We start from the raw sequence: 22,433 nt of genomic DNA, 5'->3' as shown, positions 1-22,433 counted from the left end.
GGCCGGATACCATCTGGCCTCGATGGACACCGAAGCGAAGCCGACAGAGCGCGACCGTTCCTCCCAGCCCGGTACTCCGGGCCCGGAGGGCCGGTCGCGTTTCGCGTTGGTGCCGCGGCTCGCCGAGTGGCTGCCCGGCGGCCGGATCACCCTCGGCCTCTTCGTCTGCCTGGCGTTCTTGCTGATCCTCAACCACGTCGTGGTGCAACCGTTCCAGATTCCGAGCGGATCCATGGAACAGGGATTGAGGATCGGGGACCGCGTTCTCGTAAACAAGTTGGCGTACCGTTTCGGTGCCCAGCCGCACCGCGGCGACGTCGTCGTCTTCGACGGCACCGAGTACTTCGGGCACGGCGACTACGTCAAGCGCGTTGTAGGGGTGGGTGGAGACCATGTGGTCTGCTGCGACAAGCAGGGGAGGGTCGAGGTGAACGGCCGGGCGGTCGACGAGACGGCGTTCCTCTATCCCGGGGACAGCCCCTCCGACGTCTCCTTCGACGTCGTCGTGCCCGAAGGGCGCCTGTTCGTCCTCGGTGACCACCGCAGCGACTCCAGCGACTCCCGTGACCACCTCGGCTCGCCCGGCGGCGGCATGATCCCCGTCGGCTCCGTCATCGGCCGCGCCGACTGGATCATCTGGCCCCGCGACCACTGGACCCACCTGACCCGCCCCGGCGCCTACGCGCGCGTCCCCGCACCGGAGGGCGCACATGGGTAACCGCGGCAAGCCGCGCGGGGCGCCGAGCACGCCCGCCGAGGACCTGCTGCCCACGGGGGCCCGCCGTACGTCGGCCGCGTCGCCCGCCGGCGGCCGTACGCGCGCGGAGCGGCGCAAACTGCAGCGCAAGGTCAAACGCAAGCGCAGACGATCGGTAGTTCGAGAGATCCCCCTTCTGGTGGGTGTCGCGGTCCTCATAGCGCTCGTGCTGAAGACGTTCCTCGTCCAGGCGTTCGTCATCCCCTCGGGCTCCATGGAGCAGACGATCCGGATCGGCGACCGCGTCCTGGTCGACAAGTTCACCCCCTGGTTCGGCTCCGAGCCGCACCGCGGGGACGTCGTCGTCTTCCACGACCCGGGTGGCTGGCTGGAGGGCGAGCAGACGCCCAAGAAGAACGACCCCATCGTCGTCAAGCAGATCAAGGAGGGCCTGACCTTCATCGGCCTGCTGCCCTCCGACAACGAGAAAGACCTGATCAAACGGGTCATCGGGGTCGGCGGCGACCATGTGAAGTGCTGCGACGCGCAGGGCAGGATCACCGTCAACGGCGTACCCCTCGACGAGAAGGACTACCTGTACCCCGGCAACGCGCCCTCCAACACGCCCTTCGACATCACCGTCCCGAAGGGGCGGCTGTGGGTGATGGGGGACCACCGGGGCAACTCCGCGGACTCCCGCGTCCACCAGAACACGAAGTACGGCGGCACGGTCTCGTTGCGCTCCGTAGTGGGCCGGGCCATGGTCATCGGCTGGCCGGTCGGTCACTGGACGGGTCTGGACGAACCTAAAACCTTCGCAAGCGTTTCCCACTCCGTGTCGGGTGCCACCGCCGCTCCCGCGCTGTCGCATAGGGTTGCTTCCGACGAACAGAACGGATTGACCCGGCTCCCGACCCCTGCGGAACTCCCGCTCGTTATGGGAGTGGTGGGCCTGCGCCGCGTGTGGGGCAGGCAGCGACGCAGAGTGAGGAGTTGGCGTGGGGGATGTGGCGGTTGGCGCACGGTCGGGACACGACGGCGAGGAGCACCGCGGGCACCCCGTGGAGGCGGACGTCCCCGCATCCGAAGGCGCCATGACCTCCGGGAATGACGCGGCGGGCGCCGCCGGACCACCGGCGGACGGCCGGCCCCGGAGCAGGGACGAGAACACGGCGCACACGGAGTACACGCTGGACAGGGACCGTACGGACCACACGGACGACACCGAGGACGGGGACGAGGCCGCGTCGGCCCCCAAGAAGCCGCGCAGCTTCTGGAAGGAGCTGCCGATCCTGATCGGCATCGCCCTCGTGCTGGCCCTGCTGATCAAGACGTTCCTGGTACAGGCGTTCTCGATCCCGTCCGCGTCGATGGAGAACACCCTGCAGATCGGCGACCGGGTCCTCGTCGACAAGCTCACCCCGTGGTTCGGTTCCGAGCCCGAGCGCGGCGAGGTCGTCGTGTTCCACGACCCGGACAACTGGCTCGCGGGCGAGCCGGCCCCGTCCCCGAACGCGGTGCAGCAGGTCCTCAGCTGGGTCGGACTGATGCCGTCCGCGGACGAGAAGGACCTGATCAAGCGCGTGATCGGCGTCGGCGGCGACACCATCCAGTGCAACGGCACCGGGCCCCTCATGGTCAACGGCAAGGCGCTGAACGAGCAGTCGTACGTGTACGCGGGCAACACCCCGTGCTCCGACGACGACACGGGCGGCCGGTTCAAGGTGACGGTCCCCAAGGGCTACATCTGGGTCATGGGCGACCACCGCCAGAACTCCCGCGACTCGCGCTACAACCAGAACGACAAGCACCACGGCATGGTCCCCGTGAAGGACGTCGTCGGCCGCGCCATCGTCCGCGCCTGGCCGATCAACCGCTGGGGCACCCTCCCGGTCCCCGACACCTTCAGCCAGCCGGGCCTGAGCGACCACTCCTCGGCGGCGCCCCTGCCGGCGGCCCCGGGAGGCGTGGCCGTCGCCCTGGTCGTGCCGGTGGTCGTATGGCGCAGGCGGCGGCGTCCGGCGAAGCGTAAGCAGGACTGACCGACCCGGTTCCGTCCGGCCGGGCCGGACGGAACCGGGGCTGGGCGGGCACGGTACTGCCGGGTAGGGTGCCGCCCATGGGTGGCGAGAGCACAACACGTACGGCACCGCACGGCGCGGGCACAGGCACGGCACGACCCGGCGGCAGCCGGACGGGGCAGCGGCTGTCCGGAGTGGCCGTGGCCCTGGGCCTGGTCCTGTTCCTGGGCGGCTTCGGCTGGGCCGCCTTCACCTACCGGCCGTACACCGTGCCCACCAGTTCCATGTCCCCGACCATCGGCGTCGGCGACCGCGTCCTCGCCCAGCGCGTCGACGGCTCCGACATCCGGCGCGGTGACGTGGTCGTCTTCCGGGACAAGGACTGGGTCACCGGCTCGGACGTGGTCAAGCGCGTGGTCGCGGTCGGCGGGGACACCGTCTCCTGCTGCACCGACGGCAAGCTCACCGTCAACGGCAAGCAGATCGAGGAACCGTATCTGCCCAAGGGCAGCCTGGCCGAGACCAAGAAGATCCCGGAGATCAAGGTCCCCGAGGGCCGTCTCTTCCTGCTCGGTGACGAACGCCAGGGCTCCCTGGACTCCACCGCCCACCTCACCGACGCCGCCAAGGGCACCGTGTCCCGCGACGCCGTCGCCGCGCGCGTGGACGCCGTCATCTGGCCGATGAAGGGCATGCTCAAGCGCCCCACCGGCTTCGAGGCCCTGGGCACCCTGTCCCAGCCGGGCCCCCTGCGGACCATCGAGACGATGATCGTCGCCGGGGCGGTCCTGGTGCTCCTGGGCGGCGCCTACGGCCCGATCGCGAACCGCAGGGCCCGCTCCCGCACCCGCGCCCGCACGGAGGCCGCCGGTGCCCGCTGAACCCACGGGGGCGGGCGAGGAGACGTACGACGAGTCCTGCGCGGGCGGGCTGCGCAAGGTGGCCCGGGTGGTCCTGCTCGACCCCGAGGACCGCATCCTCCTGCTGCACGGGCACGAGCCGGACGATCCGGCCGACGACTGGTGGTTCACCCCGGGCGGCGGACTGGAGGGCGCCGAGACGCGCGAGGAGGCCGCGCTGCGGGAACTCGCGGAGGAGACCGGCATCACCGAGGTGGAACTCGGCCCGGTGCTGTGGCGGCGCACCTGTTCCTTCCCGTTCGCGGGCCGCCGCTGGGACCAGGACGAGTGGTACTACCTGGCCCGTACGACGCGGACGGCCACCGAGCCGGCGGCGCTGACGGAGCTGGAGCGGCGCAGCGTCTCCGGAGCGCGCTGGTGGACGTGTCAGGAACTGACCCGGACCCATGAGACGGTGTATCCGACCAGACTCGCCGGGCTGCTGCGCACGCTGCTCGACGAGGGTCCCCCGGCCGGACCCGTGACCCTCGACACGGAAATCGTCTGAGGGTCCGTCGGACTGGCGCACAATGGTGGGATCGCACGGCTGAAGGGGAACATGCCATGAGCGCCGAGGACCTCGAGAAGTACGAGACCGAGATGGAGCTGAAGCTCTACCGGGAGTACCGAGATGTCGTCGGTCTGTTCAAATACGTGATCGAGACCGAACGGCGCTTCTATCTCACCAACGACTACGAGATGCAGGTGCACTCGGTCCAGGGCGAGGTGTTCTTCGAGGTGTCCATGGCCGACGCCTGGGTCTGGGACATGTACCGGCCGGCCCGCTTCGTGAAGCAGGTGCGCGTCCTGACGTTCAAGGACGTGAACATCGAGGAGCTGAACAAGAGCGACCTGGAGCTTCCGGGCGGCTGATCCACCACGTTCGGGTGACGGGGTTGTCCACAACCCGTGAGTAGTGCACCAAGATCCACTTCTTGGCGGCCGATGCGTGACGGTTGGCGCCGGAGGTGGTGCCGACATGAGCAAGGCACGCAGCGCACTCGGCAAGTACGGCGAGGGGCTGGCCGCCCGGCGGCTGACCGAGGCCGGTATGACGATCCTGGAGCGCAACTGGCGCTGCGGACGGACCGGTGAGATCGACATCGTGGCCCGGGACGGGAACACGCTGGTCGTCTGCGAGGTGAAGACCCGCAGGAGCGGCGGTTTCCAGCACCCGATGGCCGCGGTCACCCCGGAGAAGGCGGAGCGGCTCCTCGCCCTGGCGCACCGCTGGATCCAGGCCCAGGGCGGCGCCCCACCGGGCGGCGTCCGCATCGACCTGGTCGGCGTCCTGCTGCCCCGCCGCGGCGCCCCGTCCGTCGAGCACGCGCGGGGGGTGGCCTGATGGCATTCGCCCGCACCTGCTCCGTGGCCCTGGTCGGCGTCGAGGGCGTGGTCGTCGAGGTCCAGGCCGACCTCGAACCCGGCGTCGCGGCCTTCACCCTGGTGGGCCTCCCGGACAAAAGCCTGACAGAAAGCAAGGACCGGGTCCGGGCGGCGGTGGTGAACTCGGGCGGCGAGTGGCCGCCGAAGAAACTCACCGTCGGGCTCAGCCCGGCATCGGTGCCCAAGGCAGGCTCGGGCTTCGACCTGGCCATCGCCTGCGCGGTCCTCGGCGCCGCCGAGCGGATCGACCCGAGGGTCCTCGCCGACATCGTCATGATCGGGGAGCTGGGACTTGACGGCAGGGTGCGGCCGGTCCGGGGCATCCTGCCCGCCGTCCTGGCCGCCGCCGACGCCGGCTACGAACAAGTGGTCGTACCGGAGTGCGCCGCGGCCGAGGCCTCGCTGGTCCCCGGGATCTCCGTGCTCGGCATCCGCAGCCTGCGGCAGCTGATCGCGGTACTGGCCGACGAGCCGCTGCCCGACGAACCCGCGGACGAGGAGGGCCGCCCCGATCCGCTGCTGGCCGGCCTGCGCGTGCCGGGCACGGGCGCGGCCACGGGCATGCACAGCACTGGCGCCACCCAGCACGGCCACGACCACGACCTGGCGGATGTCGTGGGCCAGACCTCGGCGCGTACGGCCGTGGAAGTGGCCGCGGCGGGTGGGCACCACCTCTTCCTGGAGGGGCCTCCGGGTGCCGGGAAGACGATGCTCGCCGAGCGCCTGCCTGCTGTGCTCCCCCTGCTCACGCGTGGGGAGTCGCTGGAGGTCACGGCCGTGCACTCGGTGGCCGGTCTGCTGCCTCCGGGTAAGCCGCTCATCGACATCGCCCCCTACTGCGCTCCGCACCACTCGGCCACCATGCAGTCCCTGGTCGGCGGTGGCCCGGGCATCGCCCGCCCCGGTGCCGTCTCCCTCGCCCACCGGGGTGTCCTCTTCCTCGACGAGGCCCCCGAGTTCCACACCCGCACCCTCGACGCCCTGCGCCAGCCGCTGGAGTCGGGCCACGTCGTGATCGCGCGCAGCGCGGGCGTGGTGCGGTTCCCGGCCCGCTTCCTGATGGTGCTGGCGGCCAACCCCTGCCCGTGCGGGCGCTTCTCGCAGCGGGACTCCCTCTGCGAGTGCCCGCCGTCGGCCATCCGCCGCTACCAGGCACGGCTGTCCGGGCCGCTGCTGGACCGAGTCGACCTGCGGGTCGAGGTCGACCCGGTCACCCGGGCCCAGCTCACGGACCCGGGCGCCCGCGGTGAGTCCACCGCGACCGTGGCCGACCGGGTCGGCCAGGCCAGGCAGCGCGCGGCGGCACGTCTGACCGGCACGCCGTGGCGCACCAACAGCGAGGTGCCCGGGCGCGAACTGCGCAGCCGGTTCCTCGCGGCCGTCGGCGCGATGGAGGAGGCGGAACGCAACCTGGAACGCGGGGTGATCACCGCCCGCGGTATCGACCGGGTGCTACGGGTCGCCTGGACGGTCGCCGACCTGGTCGGCCACGACCGGCCCGACGCCACCGACGTCGCCCTCGCGCTGCAATTGCGCACCGGGGTGCCACGCGGTGTGCCCATGGCCATCGGGGCCCTGACGTGAGCGCAGACGCCCGCGAACCCGACGCCGAGCTGCTCGCGCGGGTGTTTCTGGCTCGGGTCATCGAGCCCGGGGACGAGGTTGGGGGGCGGTGGGTGCGGGAGTTCGGGGTGGCGGAGGTGGTGCGGCGGTTGCGGCAGGCGCGGGACGCCCTGCCCGGGGTGAGCGCGGCGCGGTGGGGCGGGCTCGTGGCGCGGGCCGGCGCGGCGGAACCGGAGCGGGACCTGGACGTGGCGCGGGCCGCCGGAGTGCGGTTCCTCCGGCCGGGGGACGTCGAGTGGCCGGGCCAGCTCGACGACCTGGGCGACGGACGCCCGCTCGGCCTCTGGGTCCGCGGGACCGCCTCCCTGCGGATGTGGGCGCTCCGCTCCGTGGCCGTCGTGGGCGCCCGCGCCTGCACGGAGTACGGCGCCCACGTCGCCGCCGACCTCGCCTCGGGCCTCGCCGAGCGCGGCTGGATCGTGGTCTCCGGCGGCGCCTACGGCATCGACGGCGCCGCCCACCGCGGAGCGCTCGCGGCCAGCGGCGCCACCGTCGCCGTGCTGGCCTGCGGCGTCGACCGTCCCTACCCGCGCGGCCACGCCGCACTGATCGGCAGGATCGCGGAACAGGGACTGGTCATCGGCGAACTGCCACCCGGCGACCACCCGACACCGAGCCGCTTCATCCTCCGCAACCGGGTGATCGCCGCGCTGACACGGGGCACCGTCGTCGTGGAGGCGGCCCGCCGCAGCGGCTCGCTGGTCACCGCGCGGGCGTCCCAGCGCCTCGGGCGGATCACGATGGGCATCCCCGGCCCGGTCACCAGCGCACTCTCCGCCGGCGTCCACGAACTGCTGCGCGGTGAGGCCGCCCTGGTCACCGACGCCGCCGACGTCGTCGAACTCGTCGGGGAGATGGGAGAGCTGGCCCCGGTCCGGCACGGGCCCGTCCTCCCGCGAGACCTGCTGGAACCCGCAGCCCGCGAGGTACTCGCCGCTCTGCCCGGACACCGTGCGGCCCCCGCCGAGGAGATCGCGCGGGGCGCGCGGACGACACGCGACGAGGCGATCGCGAGGTTGTACGAACTCCGAGCACTTGGCTACGTCGAACGACACGGCGACGGCTGGAAGTTGACACGCCAGGCGGTGATCTCGGTCCGGCGCGGCCGCAGCCCGTGCTGACCGAGCGTGTTCGGCCGTCCGGGGGAATCCCCGACCCCCTTGGGTTTTCCCGGAGTTGATGCCTCCACTCGGTCACGCTGAGCGACCTGCGCAGAGCGGTGTCGCGGCCCGTGGAGGCAGTCCGCGCAAGGGTGGTGCCGCACAGTTCGCACACCGCGACTCCTCAGTCACGCTACGCTCACGAAGGCCCTGGCGCAGACCGCGCCAACTCGACATCAGACCGACAGCTCGCCCAGACAGCCCACCTCATCCCACCACCCCCCACGACACCGCAGCCGTAGCACTTCACGGCACTTCACGGCAGAACGGCACAAGGCGACGAATGCCCCAGCACACCTCCGGGTCCGACCGGGCGGCGATCCCCCCAGCCGCCCGCGACGGTGGCAGCGTGCGGCCGCCCGCTCCCTCGACGCTCGACGAGTTGTGGCGGTCGTACAAGGCGACGGGGGACGACCGGCTGCGGGAGCAGCTGATCCTGCACTACTCGCCGCTCGTCAAATACGTGGCGGGCCGGGTCAGCGTCGGCCTGCCGCCCAACGTCGAGCAGGCCGACTTCGTCTCCTCCGGGGTCTTCGGGCTGATCGACGCGATCGAGAAGTTCGACATCGACCGGGAGATCAAGTTCGAGACGTACGCGATCACCCGGATCCGCGGCGCCATGATCGACGAGCTGCGGGCGCTGGACTGGATCCCGCGGTCGGTGCGGCAGAAGGCGCGGAACGTCGAGCGGGCCTACGCCACGCTGGAGGCCCGGCTGAGACGGACGCCGAGCGAGAGCGAGGTCGCCGCCGAGCTGGGCATGGACGTCGACGACCTGCACGCCGTGTTCAGCCAGCTGTCGCTGGCGAACGTGGTGGCCCTGGAGGAGCTGCTGCACGTCGGCGGTGAGGGCGGGGACCGGCTCAGCCTGATGGACACGCTGGAGGACACCGCTGCGGACAACCCGGTGGAAGTGGCCGAGGACCGAGAACTGCGGCGCTTCCTGGCGCGGGCGATCAACACGCTGCCCGACCGGGAGAAGACCGTGGTCACCCTGTACTACTACGAGGGACTCACACTCGCCGAGATCGGGAACGTGCTGGGGGTCACCGAGAGCAGGGTCAGCCAGATCCACACCAAGTCGGTTCTGCAGCTGCGGGCGAAGCTGGCGAGCTTCGGACGCTGAGCGGCGCAGCGCCCGCGGCCGCCGGCCGGCGGTCCGTACAGTGGTCGGCGTGCCAAGGATTCGAGCGGCCTCCGTGGCCGAGCACCGGTCGATGCAGCGAGCCGCCCTGCTGGACGCGGCCCGGTCCCTGCTGTCCGAGGGCGGTACGGAGGCGCTGACCTTTCCCGCGCTGGCCGAGCGGACGGGGCTGGCGCGGTCGTCCGTGTACGAGTACTTCCGGTCCCGGGCCGCGGTGGTCGAGGAGCTGTGCGCCGTCGACTTTCCCGTGTGGGCCGCGGAGGTGGCGGCGGCGATGGAGCGGGTGCCGTCGGCCGAGGGGAAGGTCGAGGCGTACGTGCGGCGGCAGCTGGCGCTGGTCGGGGACCGGCGGCACCGGGCCGTGGTCGCCATCTCCGCGAGTGAGCTGGACGCCGGGGCGCGGGAGAAGATCCGGGGGGCGCACGGGGGGCTGGTGGCGATGATCGTTCAGGCGCTGGGGGAGATGGGGCAGGGGGAGCCTCGGCTGGCGGCGATGCTGGTGCAGGGGGTTGTCGATGCGGCGGTGCGGCGGATCGAGCTGGGCGTGGAGGATGCGGCTGTCGTGACCGAGGCTGCTGTTGGCATGGCGCTGCGGGGGGTGCGGGGCTGAGCGGGGGCGGGTTTCACTTGCCCGCGCTTGCGGGGTGCCTCCCCCACTCTCGGCTTCGAGCGGGGGACCCCGACCGCCCACCCGTGCCGCCCCTTGCGGCACGCATGCCCGCAGCTGGGGGCGTACCCGTGTCCGCAGCTAGGCGCGCACGCCTGCCCGCTGCTACTTGCTCAGTACCGGTAGCAGTCTTGAGGGGCCCGTGTTCAGGAGCCAGGGGGGTAGCAGGGTGAGGGGGTTCAGGTAGGTCTCGCCTCGTAGGAGGCCCCAGTGCAGGCATGTCGTACGGCCGCAGTGGGAGCCGGTGTCTTCCAGGGTCCCGACCACCTCGCCCGCCCCCACGGCGTCCCCCTCCTTCACCGAGGGGGTCACCGGCTCGTACGTCGTGCGCAGGTCAGTCCCCGTGAGGGTCACCGACACCACTCCCCGTCCCCCCACCCGGCCCGCGAAGGACACGCGGCCGGGGGCGACCACGCGCACGGCGGAGCCAGGAGGCGCGGCCAGGTCGACTCCGCGGTGGCCGGGGCCGTAGACCGTGGCCGGTGGCTCCCAGCCCCGCAGGACCGGCGGCCGGACGCCCACCGGCCACCCGCGGGCGACGGCCGGAACCGGTGCCTCACGGGCCGGCGGGGGCGACGGCGCCGGCGTGGTCGCCGGGGGGCTGGGAAGTAAGGGCGCCGGCGTGGCCGCCCGGGCCGGAGGCGGCAGCAGGGCCACTGCCAGGGCGGGCAGGGCGGCCAGGAACAACAGGCAGGTCCACGCGGTTCGCGTCACTCGTCGCATGCCCCACACCGTCCCGTATTCCGTCGATCACCGCCGCGGCCTGTGGACAACTCCCCGGTTGTGGGCAGCGGCGTCACCCGCGGCCCCGTCGGTCCCGTACACTTCTTCTGGCGATCCGGGTCACCGGGTCGACTTCGCACGCCCCGGTACGGCACCTGGCAAGGAGCCGTATCAGCGCCCCTCGGTCCTTCGCGGCAACGGCGCACCGCGGGCGTCAGGCGCGACGGCCGTCCCGGCTGCCGCGGCACAACCGAGAAATTCAAGGAGATACGGCCATGGCCGTCGTCACGATGCGGGAGCTGCTGGAGAGCGGCGTCCACTTCGGTCACCAGACCCGTCGCTGGAACCCGAAGATGAAGCGCTTCATCTTCACCGAGCGCAACGGCATCTACATCATCGACCTGCTCCAGTCACTGTCGTACATCGACCGCGCCTACGAGTTCGTCAAGGAGACCGTCGCCCACGGCGGCACGGTCATGTTCGTCGGCACGAAGAAGCAGGCGCAGGAGGCCATCGCCGAGCAGGCCACCCGCGTCGGCATGCCCTTCGTCAACCAGCGCTGGCTGGGCGGCATGCTCACCAACTTCTCCACCGTCTACAAGCGTCTGCAGCGCCTCAAGGAGCTCGAGCAGATCGACTTCGAGGACGTCGCCGCGTCCGGTCTCACCAAGAAGGAGCTTCTCGTGCTCTCGCGCGAGAAGGCCAAGCTGGAGAAGACCCTCGGTGGTATCCGCGAGATGTCCAAGGTTCCCAGCGCCGTCTGGATCGTGGACACCAAGAAGGAGCACATCGCGGTCGGTGAGGCCCGGAAGCTCAACATCCCGGTCGTCGCGATCCTCGACACCAACTGCGACCCCGACGAGGTCGACTACAAGATCCCGGGCAACGACGACGCGATCCGTTCCGTCACCCTGCTCACCCGCGTGATCGCCGACGCGGTCGCCGAGGGCCTCATCTCCCGCTCCCGCGTCGCCACCGGTGACAAGGGCGAGAAGGCCGCCGGCGAGCCGCTCGCCGAGTGGGAGCGCGACCTGCTCGAGGGCGAGAAGAAGGCCGACGAGGCTCCCGCGGCCCCCGCCGCCGAGGCCGAGAAGCCGGCCGAGGCCGCTGCTGAGGCCCCGGCCGCCGAGGCGCCCGCCGCCGAAGCCGAGAAGCCCGCCGAGGCCCCGGCCGCCGAGGGCGAGCAGGCCTGACCTGACGGTGCGAACGGCGGGGGCGGTACCGCATTTCACGGCGCCCCCGGCGCGGTGAAGTCCGCCCCCGCCGCTCACCCGTAGGTCGGCACCAGGTCCGCGATTCCGCCACCCACGCGGAGCGCGGACCGTACCGGATCTGAAGATCTCCCAAGACTTCCAGAAAGACTCACTGACTCATGGCGAACTACACCGCCGCCGACGTCAAGAAGCTCCGTGAGCTGACCGGCGCTGGCATGATGGACTGCAAGAAGGCGCTGGACGAGGCCGAGGGCAACGTCGACAAGGCCGTCGAGGCGCTGCGCATCAAGGGCCAGAAGGGCGTCGCCAAGCGCGAGGGCCGCTCCGCCGAGAACGGCGCCGTGGTCTCCATCATCGCCGGCGACAACTCCTCCGGTGTCCTGGTCGAGCTGAAGTGCGAGACGGACTTCGTCGCCAAGGGTGACAAGTTCCAGGCCGTGGCCACCGCCATCGCCGAGCACGTCGCCAAGACCTCCCCGGCCGACCTGGAGGCCCTGCTCGCCTCCGAGATCGAGGCCGGCAAGACCGTCCAGGCGTTCGTCGACGAGGCCAACGCCAACCTCGGCGAGAAGATCGTCCTGGACCGCTTCGCGCAGTTCGCCGACGGCTACGTCATCGCGTACATGCACCGCACGATGCCCGACCTGCCCCCGCAGATCGGTGTCCTCGTCGAGTTCGACAAGCCCGACGCCGAGGTCGCCAAGGGCATCGCCCAGCACATCGCCGCGTTCGCGCCGAAGTACCTCTCCAAGGAGGACGTGCCGGCCGAGGTCGTCGAGTCCGAGCGCCGCATCGCCGAGGAGACCACCCGCGCCGAGGGCAAGCCCGAGGCCGCGATCGCCAAGATCGTCGAGGGTCGCGTCAACGGCTTCTTCAAGGACGCCACGCTGCTCGGCCAGCCCTACGCGCTGGACAACAAGAAGTCGGTCCAGAAGGTGCTGGACGAGGCCGGTGTCACCCTGAAGCGCTTCACGCGCATCAAGGTCGGCATCTGAGTCCGTACCGCGATCGACGCGCGACCCGGCGGGAAATCTCGGTAGGGTCGACAGCAGTCGTCCGCGCACACCGCCACACCCGGGCGTGCGGCGGACGGCAGCAGATCTGACGAGGAGGCCATTGCCGCGCATGGGAGCGAAAAGCGACCCCAACCGGCAGTGGCCTTCTTCGTATGTGCACCACGTGAAAGAGGCGGGATCTCCATGACCACCAAGGCCCAGAAGAGCGACGACGGCAAAGTACGCGGCCGGTTTCTGCTGAAGCTGTCCGGAGAGGCGTTCTCCGGTGGCGGGGGCCTGGGCGTGGACCCGGACGTGGTACACAAGATCGCCCGCGAGATCGCGGCCGTCGTCCGCGACGGCGCCGAGATCGCGGTCGTCATCGGCGGCGGCAACTTCTTCCGCGGCGCCGAACTCCAGCAGCGCGGCATGGACCGCGCCCGCTCCGACTACATGGGCATGCTCGGCACCGTCATGAACTGCCTCGCGCTCCAGGACTTCCTGGAGAAGGAGGGCATCGACAGCCGGGTGCAGACCGCCATCACCATGGGCCAGGTCGCCGAGCCGTACATCCCGCTGCGCGCCGTGCGCCACCTGGAGAAGGGCCGTGTGGTCATCTTCGGCGCCGGTATGGGCATGCCCTACTTCTCCACCGACACCACCGCCGCCCAACGCGCCCTGGAGATCGACGCCGAGGCGCTGCTCATGGGCAAGAACGGCGTGGACGGGGTCTACGACTCCGACCCCAAGACCAACCCCGACGCCGTCAAGTTCGACGCCCTCGGCTACGGCGAGGTCATCACCCGGGACCTCAAGGTCGCCGACGCCACCGCCATCACCCTGTGCCGCGACAACCGGCTCCCGATCCTCGTCTTCGAGCTGCTCGCGGAGGGCAATATCGCCCGGGCGGTCAAGGGTGAGAAGATCGGCACCCTGGTGGGGGACCAGGGCGGCAGGCACTGACCCGTACGCCCCCTTCGCCCGAGGTACGACACCTGTCCGGGGGACGGACGGGACGCACCCAGGCCGGGGGATGGACAATGTCCTGCCGGTCCGGAACCGTGCAGGAAGAAGACGCGACGCAGCCGGCCGCCGCCCCGACCAGGAACCGCAGCCGGGCCTCACTCAAGACACGCAGGAGCAAGTGGTGATCGAAGAGACCCTCCTCGAGGCCGAGGAGAAGATGGAGAAGGCCGTCGTGGTCGCCAAGGAGGACTTCGCCGCGATCCGCACCGGCCGGGCGCACCCCGCGATGTTCAACAAGATCGTGGCCGACTACTACGGTGCCCCGACGCCGATCAACCAGCTGGCCTCGTTCTCCGTGCCGGAGCCGCGCATGGCCGTCGTGACCCCGTTCGACAAGACCGCGCTGCGCAACATCGAGCAGGCGATCCGCGACTCCGACCTGGGCGTCAACCCCAGCAACGACGGCAATATCATCCGGGTGGTGTTCCCCGAGCTGACCGAGGAGCGCCGCCGCGACTACATCAAGGTCGCCAAGGGCAAGGCCGAGGACGCGCGCGTGTCCATCCGCTCCGTGCGCCGCAAGGCCAAGGACGCCTTCGACAAGGCGATCAAGGACGGCGAGGTCGGCGAGGACGAGGGCCGTCGCGCGGAGAAGGAGCTCGACGACACCACGCACAAGTACGTCGCCCAGGTGGACGAGCTGCTCAAGCACAAGGAATCGGAGCTGCTCGAAGTCTGATGAGCGACTCTTCCTGGGGGGCGCCGCCACCATCCGGGTACTGGGGGCCCACCGAGCGTGGGCCTGTCCAGGGGGCTGCCCCGGCGGGTCCCGCGTACGATGCGCCCAAGGCGCAGCAGACTCGCCCCATGCCCATCGTTCCCGACGTACCCGCGTATGGCGGAGACCAGGACGACGACCGGGGGGCCGCTCGGCTGAGCGGCCCCTTGTTCCGGGACGAGTTCCGGGAAAACCTGCTTCAGCCGAGCCAGTCCCTTCCGCCCGAGACGCCCCAGACGCAGAATCCGGAGCCCATGCCCGACGCCCCCCAGCCGGCGCCCGCACCCACGCCGCAGAAGAAGAGCGCGGGCCGCGACCTGGGCGCGGCCATAGGGGTCGGGGTCGGTCTCGGTGTGGTGATCGTCGCCTCCCTGTTCATCGTCAAGGCCGTGTTCGTCGGGGTGATCGCGGTCGCCGTAGTCGTGGGCCTGTGGGAGCTGACCAGCAGGCTGCAGGAGCGCAAGGCGATCAAGGCGCCACTGGTGCCGCTCGCGGTCGGCGGCGCCGCGATGGTGATCGCCGGGTACGTGCGGGGGGCGGAGGGCGCCTGGGTCGCCATGGCGCTGACCGCGCTGGCCGTGCTGGTCTGGCGCATGACCGATCCCCCCGAGGGCTACCTCAAGGACGTCACGGCCGGCGTCTTCGCCGCGTTCTACGTGCCGTTCCTCGCCACGTTCGTCGCGCTGCTGCTCACCGCAGACGACGGCCCCTGGCGCGTCCTCACCTTCCTGCTGCTGACAGTGGTCAGCGACACCGGGGCGTACGCCGTCGGCTGGCGCTTCGGCAAGCACAAGCTCGCCCCGCGCATCAGCCCCGGCAAGACCCGCGAGGGCCTGCTGGGCGCGGTGCTGTTCGCGATGGTCGCGGGCGCCCTGTGCATGCAGTTCCTGATCGACGACGGCGCCTGGTGGCAGGGCCTGCTCCTCGGCCTCGCGGTCGCGGCCAGCGCGACGCTCGGCGACCTCGGCGAGTCCATGATCAAACGTGATCTGGGCATCAAGGACATGGGCACCCTCCTCCCGGGGCACGGCGGCATCATGGACCGTCTGGACTCCCTGCTGCCGACGGCTCCCGTGGTGTGGCTGCTGCTGGTGATCTTCGTGGGGAGCGCCTGAGGCAGGCGGCCGCGGGGCCGGGCCGCGTCGGCGCCGGGTCCCACCGGATGCCGAAACGGCGAACCGGCGGGATCGTTCTTCAGTACGCACCGCGAGCACACTGGAGGACCACACCATGCTGACGACCTCATTCGTACCGGGCGCTCCGAACTGGCTCGACCTCGGCAGCCCGGACACCGACGCGGCGGCCGCCTTCTACGCCGCCGTCTTCGGCTGGGACTTCCAGTCGGCGGGCCCGGAGGCGGGCGGCTACGGCTTCTTCCGGCAGGACGGCAGGACCGTCGCCGGTCTCGGCCCCCTCACGGAAGAGGGCGCGAGCCCCTCCTGGACCGTGTACTTCCACACGCCGGACGCCGACGCCACCGCCAAGACCGTGGAACAGGCCGGCGGCAGCGTCCGGGTGCCGCCGTCGGACGTCTTCTCCTACGGCCGGATGGCCGCCTTCACCGACCCCGCCGGGGCGGACTTCTCCGTGTGGCAGCCGGGCGAGACCGGGGGCCTGGAGTCCGTCGGCGTGCCGGGCAGCCTCTCCTGGGCGGAGCTGTACACGACCGACGCAGCCGCGGTGAAGGCGTTCTACGGCTCCGTCTTCTCCTGGCAGATGACCGACATGCCGATGAGCCCCGAGCTGACCTACACGGTCCTCACCCCGGCCGGCGCCGGCGCGGAGGCGGCCCACGGCGGCCTGATGCAGCTCCCGCAGGAGAACCTCGACGCCGGATCGACACCGGAGTGGCACCCGTACTTCGAGGTGAGCGACTGCGACGCCACCACCGCCAGGGCCGCCGAAGCCGGCGCCACCGTCATCATCCCGGCCACCAGCGCGGAGGGCATCGGCCGCTTCGCCATGTTCCTCGACCCGTCCGGCGCCCCCTTCGCCGTGATCAAGAGCGCGATGTCCTGAGCCCCAGTCGGCCCGGGCCACCGCCCCGGGCCACCGCCCCGATTCCGGGCCGCAGGTTCACCCGAGTGGATCTGAGACACTGGTACCACCATGCCCAAGCCCGGAGAACTTACTTTTGTCGCGCCGCGCGGAGCCCAGAAGCCGCCGCGGCATCTCGCCGATCTCTCGCCCGCCGAGCGCAAGGACGCGGTGGCGGAGGCCGGGGAGAAGCCGTTTCGTGCCAAGCAGCTCTCGCAGCACTACTTCGCGCGGTACGCGCACGAGCCCGAGCAGTGGACGGACATCCCGGCCGGCTCCCGGGAGCGGCTGCGCGAGGCGCTGTTCCCGGAGCTGATGACCGTCGTACGGCATCTGTCCACCGACGAGGGGACGACGCGCAAGACGCTGTGGCGGCTGTTCGACGGCACGCTCGTGGAGTCGGTGCTGATGCGCTACCCGGACCGGGTGACGATGTGCATCAGCTCGCAGGCGGGCTGCGGGATGAACTGCCCGTTCTGCGCCACCGGCCAGGCCGGTCTGGACCGGAACCTGTCCACCGCGGAGATCGTCCACCAGATCGTGGACGGCATGCGGGCGCTCCGCGACGGTGACGTGCCCGGCGGACCGGCGCGGCTGTCCAACATCGTCTTCATGGGCATGGGCGAGCCGCTCGCCAACTACAAGCGCGTCGTGGGCGCGATCCGGGCGCTCACCGACCCCGCACCGGACGGGCTCGGGCTGTCCCAGCGCGGGATCACCGTGTCGACCGTCGGCCTGGTCCCGGCCATCCACCGGTTCGCCGACGAGGGCCTGAAGTGCCGGCTCGCGATCTCCCTGCACGCCCCCGACGACGAGCTGCGCGACACCCTCGTGCCGGTGAACACCCGGTGGAAGGTGCGCGAGGTGCTGGACGCCGGTTTCGAGTACGTCGAGAAGTCCGGGCGCCGGCTGTCCATCGAGTACGCCCTCATCCGGGACATCAACGACCAGGCCTGGCGGGGTGACCGGCTCGGCCGGCTGCTCCGGGGCAAACCGGTGCACGTCAACCTGATCCCGCTGAACCCGACGCCGGGCTCGAAGTGGACCGCGTCCCGGCCGGAGGACGAGAAGGCGTTCGTCGAGGCGATCGCCGCCCATGGTGTGCCGGTGACGATCCGGGACACCCGGGGACAGGAGATCGACGGGGCCTGTGGCCAGCTCGCCGCGACCGAGCGATAATCTGGCCATGACAAACCGGCCAGAGTGATCCGGCCACGGCAATCCGGCCGTCTCATACATCTGCATATTCCGACAGGGGAGCGCCACAGCGCTGAGAGTGCGGCGGACAGGGCCGCAGACCCTCTGAACCTTGCCCAGGTCATTCTGGGTAGGAAGTTCGGTCATCACTCAAGCTGTTGCGCCCCGCCCGGGCCCCTCACGGAGCCCGGGCGGGGCCGCGTCTCTTCCTGGCCAACCCCAGGAGGACATCCAGTGCACCACAAGACCCTCGTGGCCGCGGCGGCCGGCCTCGGCCTGATCAGCCTGTCCGCGCTGACCGGCTGCGGCTCCGACGACAAGGCGTCGGCCGCCGACTCCAAGACCGTCACGCTCGTCAGCCACGACTCGTGGGCCGTCTCCAAGAACGTGCTCAAGGACTTCGAGAAGCAGTCCGGGTACAAGGTCCGCGTCCTGAAGGACGGCGACGCCGGCCAGGCCGTCAACAAGGCCATCCTGACCAAGGACAACCCGCAGGGCGACGTCTTCTTCGGCGTCGACAACACCCTGCTCTCCCGCGCCCTCGACAACGGCCTGTTCCAGCCGTACACCGCCAAGGGCCTCGGCACCGTCGGCTCCGCCTACCAGCTCGACGCCGACAAGCACCGGGTCACCCCCATCGACTACGGCGACATCTGCGTCAACTACGACAAGGCCTACTTCAGCAAGCACAAGCTGGCCCCGCCGCAGACCTTCGCCGACCTGGCCAAGCCCGCGTACAAGAACCTCCTCGTCACCGAGAACGCCGCCACCTCCTCGCCCGGCCTCGGCTTCCTGCTCGGCAGCGCCGCCCAGTTCGGCGACCAGGGCTGGCAGGACTACTGGAAGAAGCTCAAGGCCAACGGCGTCAAGGTCGTCGACGGCTGGGAGCAGGCCTACGACCAGGAGTTCTCCGGCTCCTCCGGCGGCAAGAAGGCCGGCGGTGACCGGCCGCTGGTCGTGTCGTACGCCTCCTCCCCGCCCGCCGAGGTGATCTACGCCAAGAAGCGGCCCAGCACCGCCCCCACCGGCGTCGCCACCGGCACCTGCTTCCGGCAGATCGAGTTCGCGGGGCTGCTCAGCAACGCCAAGAACACCCAGGGCGGCAAGGCGTTCATCGACTTCCTGCTCACCAAGGAGTTCCAGCAGGACATGCCGCTGAACATGTTCGTCTACCCGGTGGTGAAGGGCGCCCAGGTCCCGGCCGACTTCACCAAGTACGGTCCGGCCGCGAAGCACCCCGAGACCATGCCGCCCGCCAAGATCGCCGCCAACCGCGACCAGTGGGTCAAGTCGTGGACGTCGCTCGTACTGAAGTAGCCCCCCGCACGGGGCGCACCCGGAGTGCACGCGGGAGCGCGGCGCGGCTGGGCCTGATGGCCCTGCCCGTCGCGTTCTTCGCGCTGTTCTTCGCCTGGCCGGTCGCCGCGATCGTCGCGCGTGGCCTCAAGGTGGACGGCGTCTGGCAGCTCGGGCGGATCACGGACGTCCTCACCCAGCCCGACATCCGGCACGTGCTGTGGTTCACCACCTGGCAGGCGCTCGCCTCCACCGCCCTCACCCTGCTGGCCGCCCTGCCCGCCGCCTACGTCTTCGCCCGCCTCGACTTCCCCGGCAAACAGGTGCTGCGGGCCGTCGTCACCGTCCCGTTCGTGCTGCCCACCGTCGTCGTCGGCACCGCCTTCCTGGCCCTCGTCGGCCGCGGCGGACTGCTCGACGACCTGTGGGGCGTACGGCTGGACACCACCGTGTGGGCGATCCTGCTGGCGCACGTCTTCTTCAACTACGCCGTCGTCGTCCGCACCGTCGGCGGACTGTGGGCCCAGCTCGACCCCCGGCAGGAGGAGGCCGCCCGCATGCTCGGCGCCTCCCCCCTCGCCGCCTGGCGGAAGGTCACCCTGCCCGCCCTCGGACCCGCCGTGGCCGCCGCCGCGCTGATGGTGTTCCTGTTCACCTTCACCTCCTTCGGCATCGTGCAGATCCTCGGCGGCCCCACCTTCGCCACCCTCGAAGTGGAGATCTACCGGCAGACCTCCGAGGTCTTCGACCTGTCCACGGCCGCCGTCCTCACCCTCGTCCAGTTCGCCGCCGTCGGCGCCGTCCTCGCCGTGCACGCCTGGACCGTACGGCGGCGGGAGTCCGCGCTGCGCCTGGTCGACCCGAAGGTGACCGCCCGCCGGCCGCGCGGCACCGGCCAGTGGGCGCTGCTCACCGGCGTCCTCGCCACCATCGCCCTGCTCCTCGTGCTGCCACTCGCCGTCCTCGTCCAGCGCTCCCTGGACGCGCCCGGCCTCGGCTACTACCGGCAGCTGACGAACACCGACGGCGGCACCTTCCTCGTCGCCCCCCTCCAGGCCGTGTGGACCTCCCTGCAGTACGCCGTCGCCGCCACCGCCATCGCCGTGGTGATCGGCGGCCTCGCCGCCGCCGCGCTGGCCCGCCGGGACGCCGGGCGGCTGGTGCGCGGATTCGACGCGCTGCTCATGCTGCCGCTCGGCGTGTCCGCCGTGACCGTCGGCTTCGGCTTCCTGATCGCCCTGGACAAACCGCCGCTGGACCTGCGCCAGTCCTGGATCCTGGTGCCGCTCGCGCAGGCGCTGGTCGGCGCCCCCTTCGTCGTACGGACCATGCTGCCCGTGCTGCGCGCGGTCGACGGGCGGCTGCGGGAGGCCGCCGCCGTGCTCGGCGCCTCGCCGTGGCGGGTGTGGCGCGAGGTCGACCTGCCGATGGTGCGGCGGGCGCTGCTGGTCGCCGCCGGGTTCGCGTTCGCCGTGTCCCTCGGCGAGTTCGGGGCGACCGTGTTCATCGCCCGGCCCGGCAACCCGACGCTCCCGGTCGCCGTGGCCCGCCTGCTGAGCCGGCCCGGCGACCTCAACTACGGGCAGGCGATGGCGCTGTCCACGATTCTCATGGTGGTGTGCGCGGCGGCCCTGCTGATCCTGGAGCGGCTGCGCGTCGACCGGACGGGGGAGTTCTGATGCCGTGGGGCACCACTGAAGGGGACCGTTCGATGCTGCTGAGCCTCGACGCCGCGACCGTGCGCTTCGGGGGGCGGCCCGTGCTCGACGCGGTCGGTCTCGACGTCGCCGAGCACGAGGTGGTGTGTGTGCTCGGGCCCAGCGGCAGCGGCAAGTCCACGCTGCTGCGGGCGGTGGCCGGGTTGCAGCCCCTGGACTCCGGGCGGGTGCTGCTCGACGGCCGCGACCAGCGGGGCGTGCCCGCGCACCGGCGCGGCGTCGGGCTGATGTTCCAGGACCACCAGCTCTTCCCGCAGCGGGACGTCGCCGGGAACGTGGCGTTCGGGCTGCGCATGCACGGCCTGGCGAAGGGCCGGCAGGGCGACGGCGTGCGGGAGTTGCTGGACCTGGTGGGGCTGCCGGGCGCCGAACGGCGGGCCGTGGCCGGGCTGTCCGGCGGTGAGCAGCAGCGTGTCGCCCTCGCCCGGGCCCTCGCGCCTCGGCCCCGGCTGCTGATGCTCGACGAGCCGCTGGGCCAGCTCGACCGTTCCCTGAGGGAACGTCTCGTGGTCGAACTGCGGCAGCTGTTCCGCCGGTTGGGCACCACCGTGCTCGCCGTGACCCACGACCAGGGTGAGGCGTTCGCCCTGGCTGACCGGGTGGTGGTGATGCGCGACGGCAGGATCGCCCAGTCGGGGACGCCGCTGGAGGTCTGGCAGCGGCCGGCGGACGAGTTCGTCGCCCGCTTCCTGGGCTTCGACAACGTGGTCCCGGCGACCGTGGCCGAGACGGCCGCCGACACCCCGTGGGGCAAGCTGCCCGTCCCCGAGGGCTCCCCGCAGGGCACCCGCTCCCTGCTGGTCCGCCCCGCCGGGGTACGGCTCGTGCCGGCCGACGCGGGCCTGCCCTGCACGGTCACCGCCCGCACCTTCAAGGGCACCCACGTGACCCTCCACCTCCAGCCCCAGGACGGCCCCCGCCTGGAGGCCGCCTGCCCGCTCCGCGACGCCCCGGAGGTCGGCGCCGAGACCGGCGCGGAGTTCGACGTGGCCGAAATCGTGGTGCTCGGCTGATCACCGCCCCCCTAGGGTGGGTGCATGACTTTGCTCGCTCATGACCGGTACTGCGACGAAATCGCCCACCAGGTGGACCAGTTGAGGGCCCTGGTGACCTCCGGCACCGATCTGTCCGCCACCGTGCCGACCTGCCCCGACTGGTCGCTGGAGAAGCTCGTACGGCACATGGGCGGCGCCCTGCGCTGGTCGGCCGCGCTGGTGCGGACCCGCGCGCAGGAGAACATCCCCTGGGACGAGGTCCCGCTGGGCCGGGGCCCCGAGGAGCGCGGCGACGCCGCTGCCCTGGACGCGTGGCTGGCCGAGTGCGGCGAGCTGGTCGTGGGCGCGCTGCGCGAGGCCGGCCCCGACGCCAAGGTGTGGTCGTGGACCGGCCCGGCCACCAGCGGATTCTGGGCCCGCCGGATGACCTGCGAGATCACCGTGCACCGCGCCGACGCGACGCTGACCGCCCGGGCGCCGTACGACGTGGCGCCCGAGGTGGCCGCCGACGCGCTCGACGAGTGGCTCGAACTGGCCGTCTGGCTCCAGCGGTACCGGGGCCACGAGGACGCCTTCCGGCTGGACGGCCCAGCACGCTCCATCCACCTCCACGCGACCGACGCCGACTCGTCCCTGAACGCCGAGTGGCTGCTGGAGTACGGTCCCGAGGGCGTCCAGTGGCGGCGCGGCCACGAGAAGGCGACGGTCGCCCTGCGCGGCCCGCTCACCTCGGTGCTGCTGGCCTTCTACCGGCGGCTGCCGCTGGACGCACCCGGCCTGGAGGTGGTCGGCGAGCGCGCGGCCCTGGAGTTCTGGCTGTCCCGGTCGACCTTCGGCTGAGGCGGGCGCCGGGCCCTCGCGCACGGCTATGGCCGTGGCCCGCCCCCCCCGAGTCACGGGGACGGGCCACGGCCCTA

At 71.4% G+C, this 22,433-nt stretch carries 23 protein-coding genes and 1 riboswitch; of the genes, 22 read left to right on the top strand and 1 reads right to left on the bottom strand.

All coding sequences use genetic code 11. From position 1 onward, the window contains the following. Positions 1 to 22 precede the first annotated feature (22 nt). The 11 genes from lepB (DBP14_RS07850) to DBP14_RS07800 all read left to right on the top strand — a co-directional run bounded on the left by lepB (DBP14_RS07850) (position 23) and on the right by DBP14_RS07800 (position 9,540). Entirely contained in the window at positions 23 to 718 is a 696-nt protein-coding gene (gene lepB, locus DBP14_RS07850) for a signal peptidase I (protein ID WP_129306310.1), read from the top strand. Further along, positions 711 to 1,808 carry a signal peptidase I gene (lepB, locus tag DBP14_RS07845; protein ID WP_129306309.1) on the top strand — a complete coding sequence of 366 codons (1,098 nt, stop codon included), beginning with the start codon at positions 711 to 713 and terminating at the stop codon, positions 1,806 to 1,808. Before lepB (DBP14_RS07850) ends, lepB (DBP14_RS07845) begins: the two co-directional genes overlap by 8 nt. Then, a complete protein-coding gene (gene lepB / locus DBP14_RS07840; RefSeq protein WP_164992274.1) occupies positions 1,696 to 2,739 on the top strand; it encodes a signal peptidase I in 1,044 nt (347 codons plus the stop codon). The genes lepB (DBP14_RS07845) and lepB (DBP14_RS07840) overlap by 113 nt, the downstream gene beginning before the upstream one ends. Positions 2,740 to 2,816: 77 nt before the next feature. Further along, entirely contained in the window at positions 2,817 to 3,599 is a 783-nt protein-coding gene (lepB, locus tag DBP14_RS07835) for a signal peptidase I (protein ID WP_129306308.1), read from the top strand. After that, entirely contained in the window at positions 3,589 to 4,125 is a 537-nt protein-coding gene (locus DBP14_RS07830; RefSeq protein ID WP_129306307.1) for an NUDIX hydrolase, read from the top strand. The genes lepB (DBP14_RS07835) and DBP14_RS07830 overlap by 11 nt, the downstream gene beginning before the upstream one ends. A 56-nt stretch (positions 4,126 to 4,181) precedes the next feature. After that, complete coding sequence (locus DBP14_RS07825; RefSeq protein ID WP_003965949.1) at positions 4,182 to 4,490, top strand: DUF2469 domain-containing protein; 309 nt, start codon at positions 4,182 to 4,184, stop codon at positions 4,488 to 4,490. A gap of 106 nt (positions 4,491 to 4,596) precedes the next feature. Then, on the top strand, positions 4,597 to 4,962 hold the full coding sequence (locus DBP14_RS07820; RefSeq protein ID WP_164992273.1) for a YraN family protein: 366 nt from the start codon (positions 4,597 to 4,599) through the stop codon (positions 4,960 to 4,962). Beyond that, positions 4,962 to 6,587 (top strand): YifB family Mg chelatase-like AAA ATPase, encoded by a 1,626-nt coding sequence (locus tag DBP14_RS07815; RefSeq protein WP_129306305.1) that lies wholly within the window; start codon positions 4,962 to 4,964, stop codon positions 6,585 to 6,587. The genes DBP14_RS07820 and DBP14_RS07815 overlap by 1 nt, the downstream gene beginning before the upstream one ends. Further along, positions 6,584 to 7,747, top strand: a complete 1,164-nt coding sequence (gene dprA, locus DBP14_RS07810; RefSeq protein WP_129306304.1) for a DNA-processing protein DprA — start codon at positions 6,584 to 6,586, stop codon at positions 7,745 to 7,747. The genes DBP14_RS07815 and dprA overlap by 4 nt, the downstream gene beginning before the upstream one ends. 322 nt (positions 7,748 to 8,069) lie before the next feature. Further along, entirely contained in the window at positions 8,070 to 8,912 is an 843-nt protein-coding gene (gene whiG, locus DBP14_RS07805) for an RNA polymerase sigma factor WhiG (RefSeq protein ID WP_129306303.1), read from the top strand. Positions 8,913 to 8,985: 73 nt separating this feature from the next. Then, positions 8,986 to 9,540, top strand: a complete 555-nt coding sequence (locus DBP14_RS07800) for a TetR/AcrR family transcriptional regulator (RefSeq protein WP_129311738.1) — start codon at positions 8,986 to 8,988, stop codon at positions 9,538 to 9,540. 162 nt (positions 9,541 to 9,702) lie between these two features. Here DBP14_RS07800 and DBP14_RS07795 read toward each other — a convergent pair whose 3' ends face one another. Continuing rightward, complete coding sequence (locus DBP14_RS07795; RefSeq protein WP_129306302.1) at positions 9,703 to 10,320, bottom strand: M23 family metallopeptidase; 618 nt, start codon at positions 10,318 to 10,320, stop codon at positions 9,703 to 9,705. A gap of 275 nt (positions 10,321 to 10,595) precedes the next feature. Here DBP14_RS07795 and rpsB point away from each other — a divergent pair, with 275 nt between their 5' ends. The 11 genes from rpsB (at position 10,596) to DBP14_RS07740 (ending at position 22,356) form a co-directional block, all read left to right on the top strand. Continuing rightward, positions 10,596 to 11,513: a 30S ribosomal protein S2 gene (rpsB, locus tag DBP14_RS07790; protein WP_129306301.1), complete on the top strand. Its 918-nt coding sequence runs from the start codon at positions 10,596 to 10,598 to the stop codon at positions 11,511 to 11,513. Between the two features lie 179 nt (positions 11,514 to 11,692). Beyond that, entirely contained in the window at positions 11,693 to 12,529 is an 837-nt protein-coding gene (gene tsf / locus DBP14_RS07785; protein ID WP_129306300.1) for a translation elongation factor Ts, read from the top strand. Between the two features lie 204 nt (positions 12,530 to 12,733). Beyond that, complete coding sequence (pyrH, locus tag DBP14_RS07780; RefSeq protein WP_129306299.1) at positions 12,734 to 13,492, top strand: UMP kinase; 759 nt, start codon at positions 12,734 to 12,736, stop codon at positions 13,490 to 13,492. Between the two features lie 184 nt (positions 13,493 to 13,676). Then, positions 13,677 to 14,234 (top strand): ribosome recycling factor, encoded by a 558-nt coding sequence (gene frr, locus DBP14_RS07775; RefSeq protein ID WP_129306298.1) that lies wholly within the window; start codon positions 13,677 to 13,679, stop codon positions 14,232 to 14,234. Continuing rightward, the gene (locus tag DBP14_RS07770) at positions 14,234 to 15,388 is read left to right on the top strand and encodes a phosphatidate cytidylyltransferase (RefSeq protein ID WP_129306297.1); all 1,155 of its coding nucleotides are present in this window, start codon (positions 14,234 to 14,236) and stop codon (positions 15,386 to 15,388) included. The genes frr and DBP14_RS07770 overlap by 1 nt, the downstream gene beginning before the upstream one ends. Before the next feature lie 115 nt (positions 15,389 to 15,503). Next, positions 15,504 to 16,292 (top strand): VOC family protein, encoded by a 789-nt coding sequence (locus tag DBP14_RS07765; protein WP_129306296.1) that lies wholly within the window; start codon positions 15,504 to 15,506, stop codon positions 16,290 to 16,292. Positions 16,293 to 16,382: 90 nt separating this feature from the next. Then, positions 16,383 to 17,489, top strand: coding sequence for a 23S rRNA (adenine(2503)-C(2))-methyltransferase RlmN (gene rlmN, locus DBP14_RS07760; protein ID WP_129306295.1), 1,107 nt, complete (start codon positions 16,383 to 16,385; stop codon positions 17,487 to 17,489). A gap of 64 nt (positions 17,490 to 17,553) precedes the next feature. After that, a riboswitch (TPP riboswitch) is annotated at positions 17,554 to 17,662 on the top strand. Between the two features lie 79 nt (positions 17,663 to 17,741). Continuing rightward, positions 17,742 to 18,824: a thiamine ABC transporter substrate-binding protein gene (locus tag DBP14_RS07755; protein WP_129306294.1), complete on the top strand. Its 1,083-nt coding sequence runs from the start codon at positions 17,742 to 17,744 to the stop codon at positions 18,822 to 18,824. A 56-nt stretch (positions 18,825 to 18,880) separates the two neighbouring features. Next, entirely contained in the window at positions 18,881 to 20,482 is a 1,602-nt protein-coding gene (locus DBP14_RS07750) for an iron ABC transporter permease (protein WP_129306293.1), read from the top strand. Between the two features lie 32 nt (positions 20,483 to 20,514). Further along, complete coding sequence (locus DBP14_RS07745) at positions 20,515 to 21,534, top strand: ABC transporter ATP-binding protein (protein ID WP_129306292.1); 1,020 nt, start codon at positions 20,515 to 20,517, stop codon at positions 21,532 to 21,534. A gap of 24 nt (positions 21,535 to 21,558) precedes the next feature. Next, positions 21,559 to 22,356: a maleylpyruvate isomerase N-terminal domain-containing protein gene (locus tag DBP14_RS07740; protein ID WP_129306291.1), complete on the top strand. Its 798-nt coding sequence runs from the start codon at positions 21,559 to 21,561 to the stop codon at positions 22,354 to 22,356. Positions 22,357 to 22,433 lie beyond the last annotated feature (77 nt).

Source organism: Streptomyces sp. L2, assembly GCF_004124325.1.
Taxonomy (GTDB): Bacteria; Actinomycetota; Actinomycetes; order Streptomycetales; family Streptomycetaceae; genus Streptomyces.
This window is presented reverse-complemented; position numbering and strand designations above follow the sequence as displayed.

Excerpts from the sequence above, each read along its gene's own strand:
- whiG (WP_129306303.1), top strand. The coding sequence starts at position 8,070 with ATGCCCCAGCACACCTCCGGGTCCGACCGGGCGGCGATCCCCCCAGCC.
- DBP14_RS07820 (WP_164992273.1), top strand. The coding sequence starts at position 4,597 with ATGAGCAAGGCACGCAGCGCACTCGGCAAGTACGGCGAGGGGCTGGCC.
- DBP14_RS07825 (WP_003965949.1), top strand. The coding sequence starts at position 4,182 with ATGAGCGCCGAGGACCTCGAGAAGTACGAGACCGAGATGGAGCTGAAG.
- lepB (WP_129306309.1), top strand. The coding sequence starts at position 711 with ATGGGTAACCGCGGCAAGCCGCGCGGGGCGCCGAGCACGCCCGCCGAG.
- DBP14_RS07815 (WP_129306305.1), top strand. The coding sequence starts at position 4,962 with ATGGCATTCGCCCGCACCTGCTCCGTGGCCCTGGTCGGCGTCGAGGGC.
- DBP14_RS07770 (WP_129306297.1), top strand. The coding sequence starts at position 14,234 with ATGAGCGACTCTTCCTGGGGGGCGCCGCCACCATCCGGGTACTGGGGG.
- DBP14_RS07740 (WP_129306291.1), top strand. The coding sequence starts at position 21,559 with ATGACTTTGCTCGCTCATGACCGGTACTGCGACGAAATCGCCCACCAG.
- pyrH (WP_129306299.1), top strand. The coding sequence starts at position 12,734 with ATGACCACCAAGGCCCAGAAGAGCGACGACGGCAAAGTACGCGGCCGG.
- rlmN (WP_129306295.1), top strand. The coding sequence starts at position 16,383 with ATGCCCAAGCCCGGAGAACTTACTTTTGTCGCGCCGCGCGGAGCCCAG.
- DBP14_RS07765 (WP_129306296.1), top strand. The coding sequence starts at position 15,504 with ATGCTGACGACCTCATTCGTACCGGGCGCTCCGAACTGGCTCGACCTC.
- DBP14_RS07795 (WP_129306302.1), bottom strand. The coding sequence starts at position 10,320 with ATGCGACGAGTGACGCGAACCGCGTGGACCTGCCTGTTGTTCCTGGCC.
- tsf (WP_129306300.1), top strand. The coding sequence starts at position 11,693 with ATGGCGAACTACACCGCCGCCGACGTCAAGAAGCTCCGTGAGCTGACC.
- rpsB (WP_129306301.1), top strand. The coding sequence starts at position 10,596 with ATGGCCGTCGTCACGATGCGGGAGCTGCTGGAGAGCGGCGTCCACTTC.
- lepB (WP_129306308.1), top strand. The coding sequence starts at position 2,817 with ATGGGTGGCGAGAGCACAACACGTACGGCACCGCACGGCGCGGGCACA.
- lepB (WP_129306310.1), top strand. The coding sequence starts at position 23 with ATGGACACCGAAGCGAAGCCGACAGAGCGCGACCGTTCCTCCCAGCCC.
- DBP14_RS07745 (WP_129306292.1), top strand. The coding sequence starts at position 20,515 with ATGCTGCTGAGCCTCGACGCCGCGACCGTGCGCTTCGGGGGGCGGCCC.
- DBP14_RS07750 (WP_129306293.1), top strand. The coding sequence starts at position 18,881 with ATGGCCCTGCCCGTCGCGTTCTTCGCGCTGTTCTTCGCCTGGCCGGTC.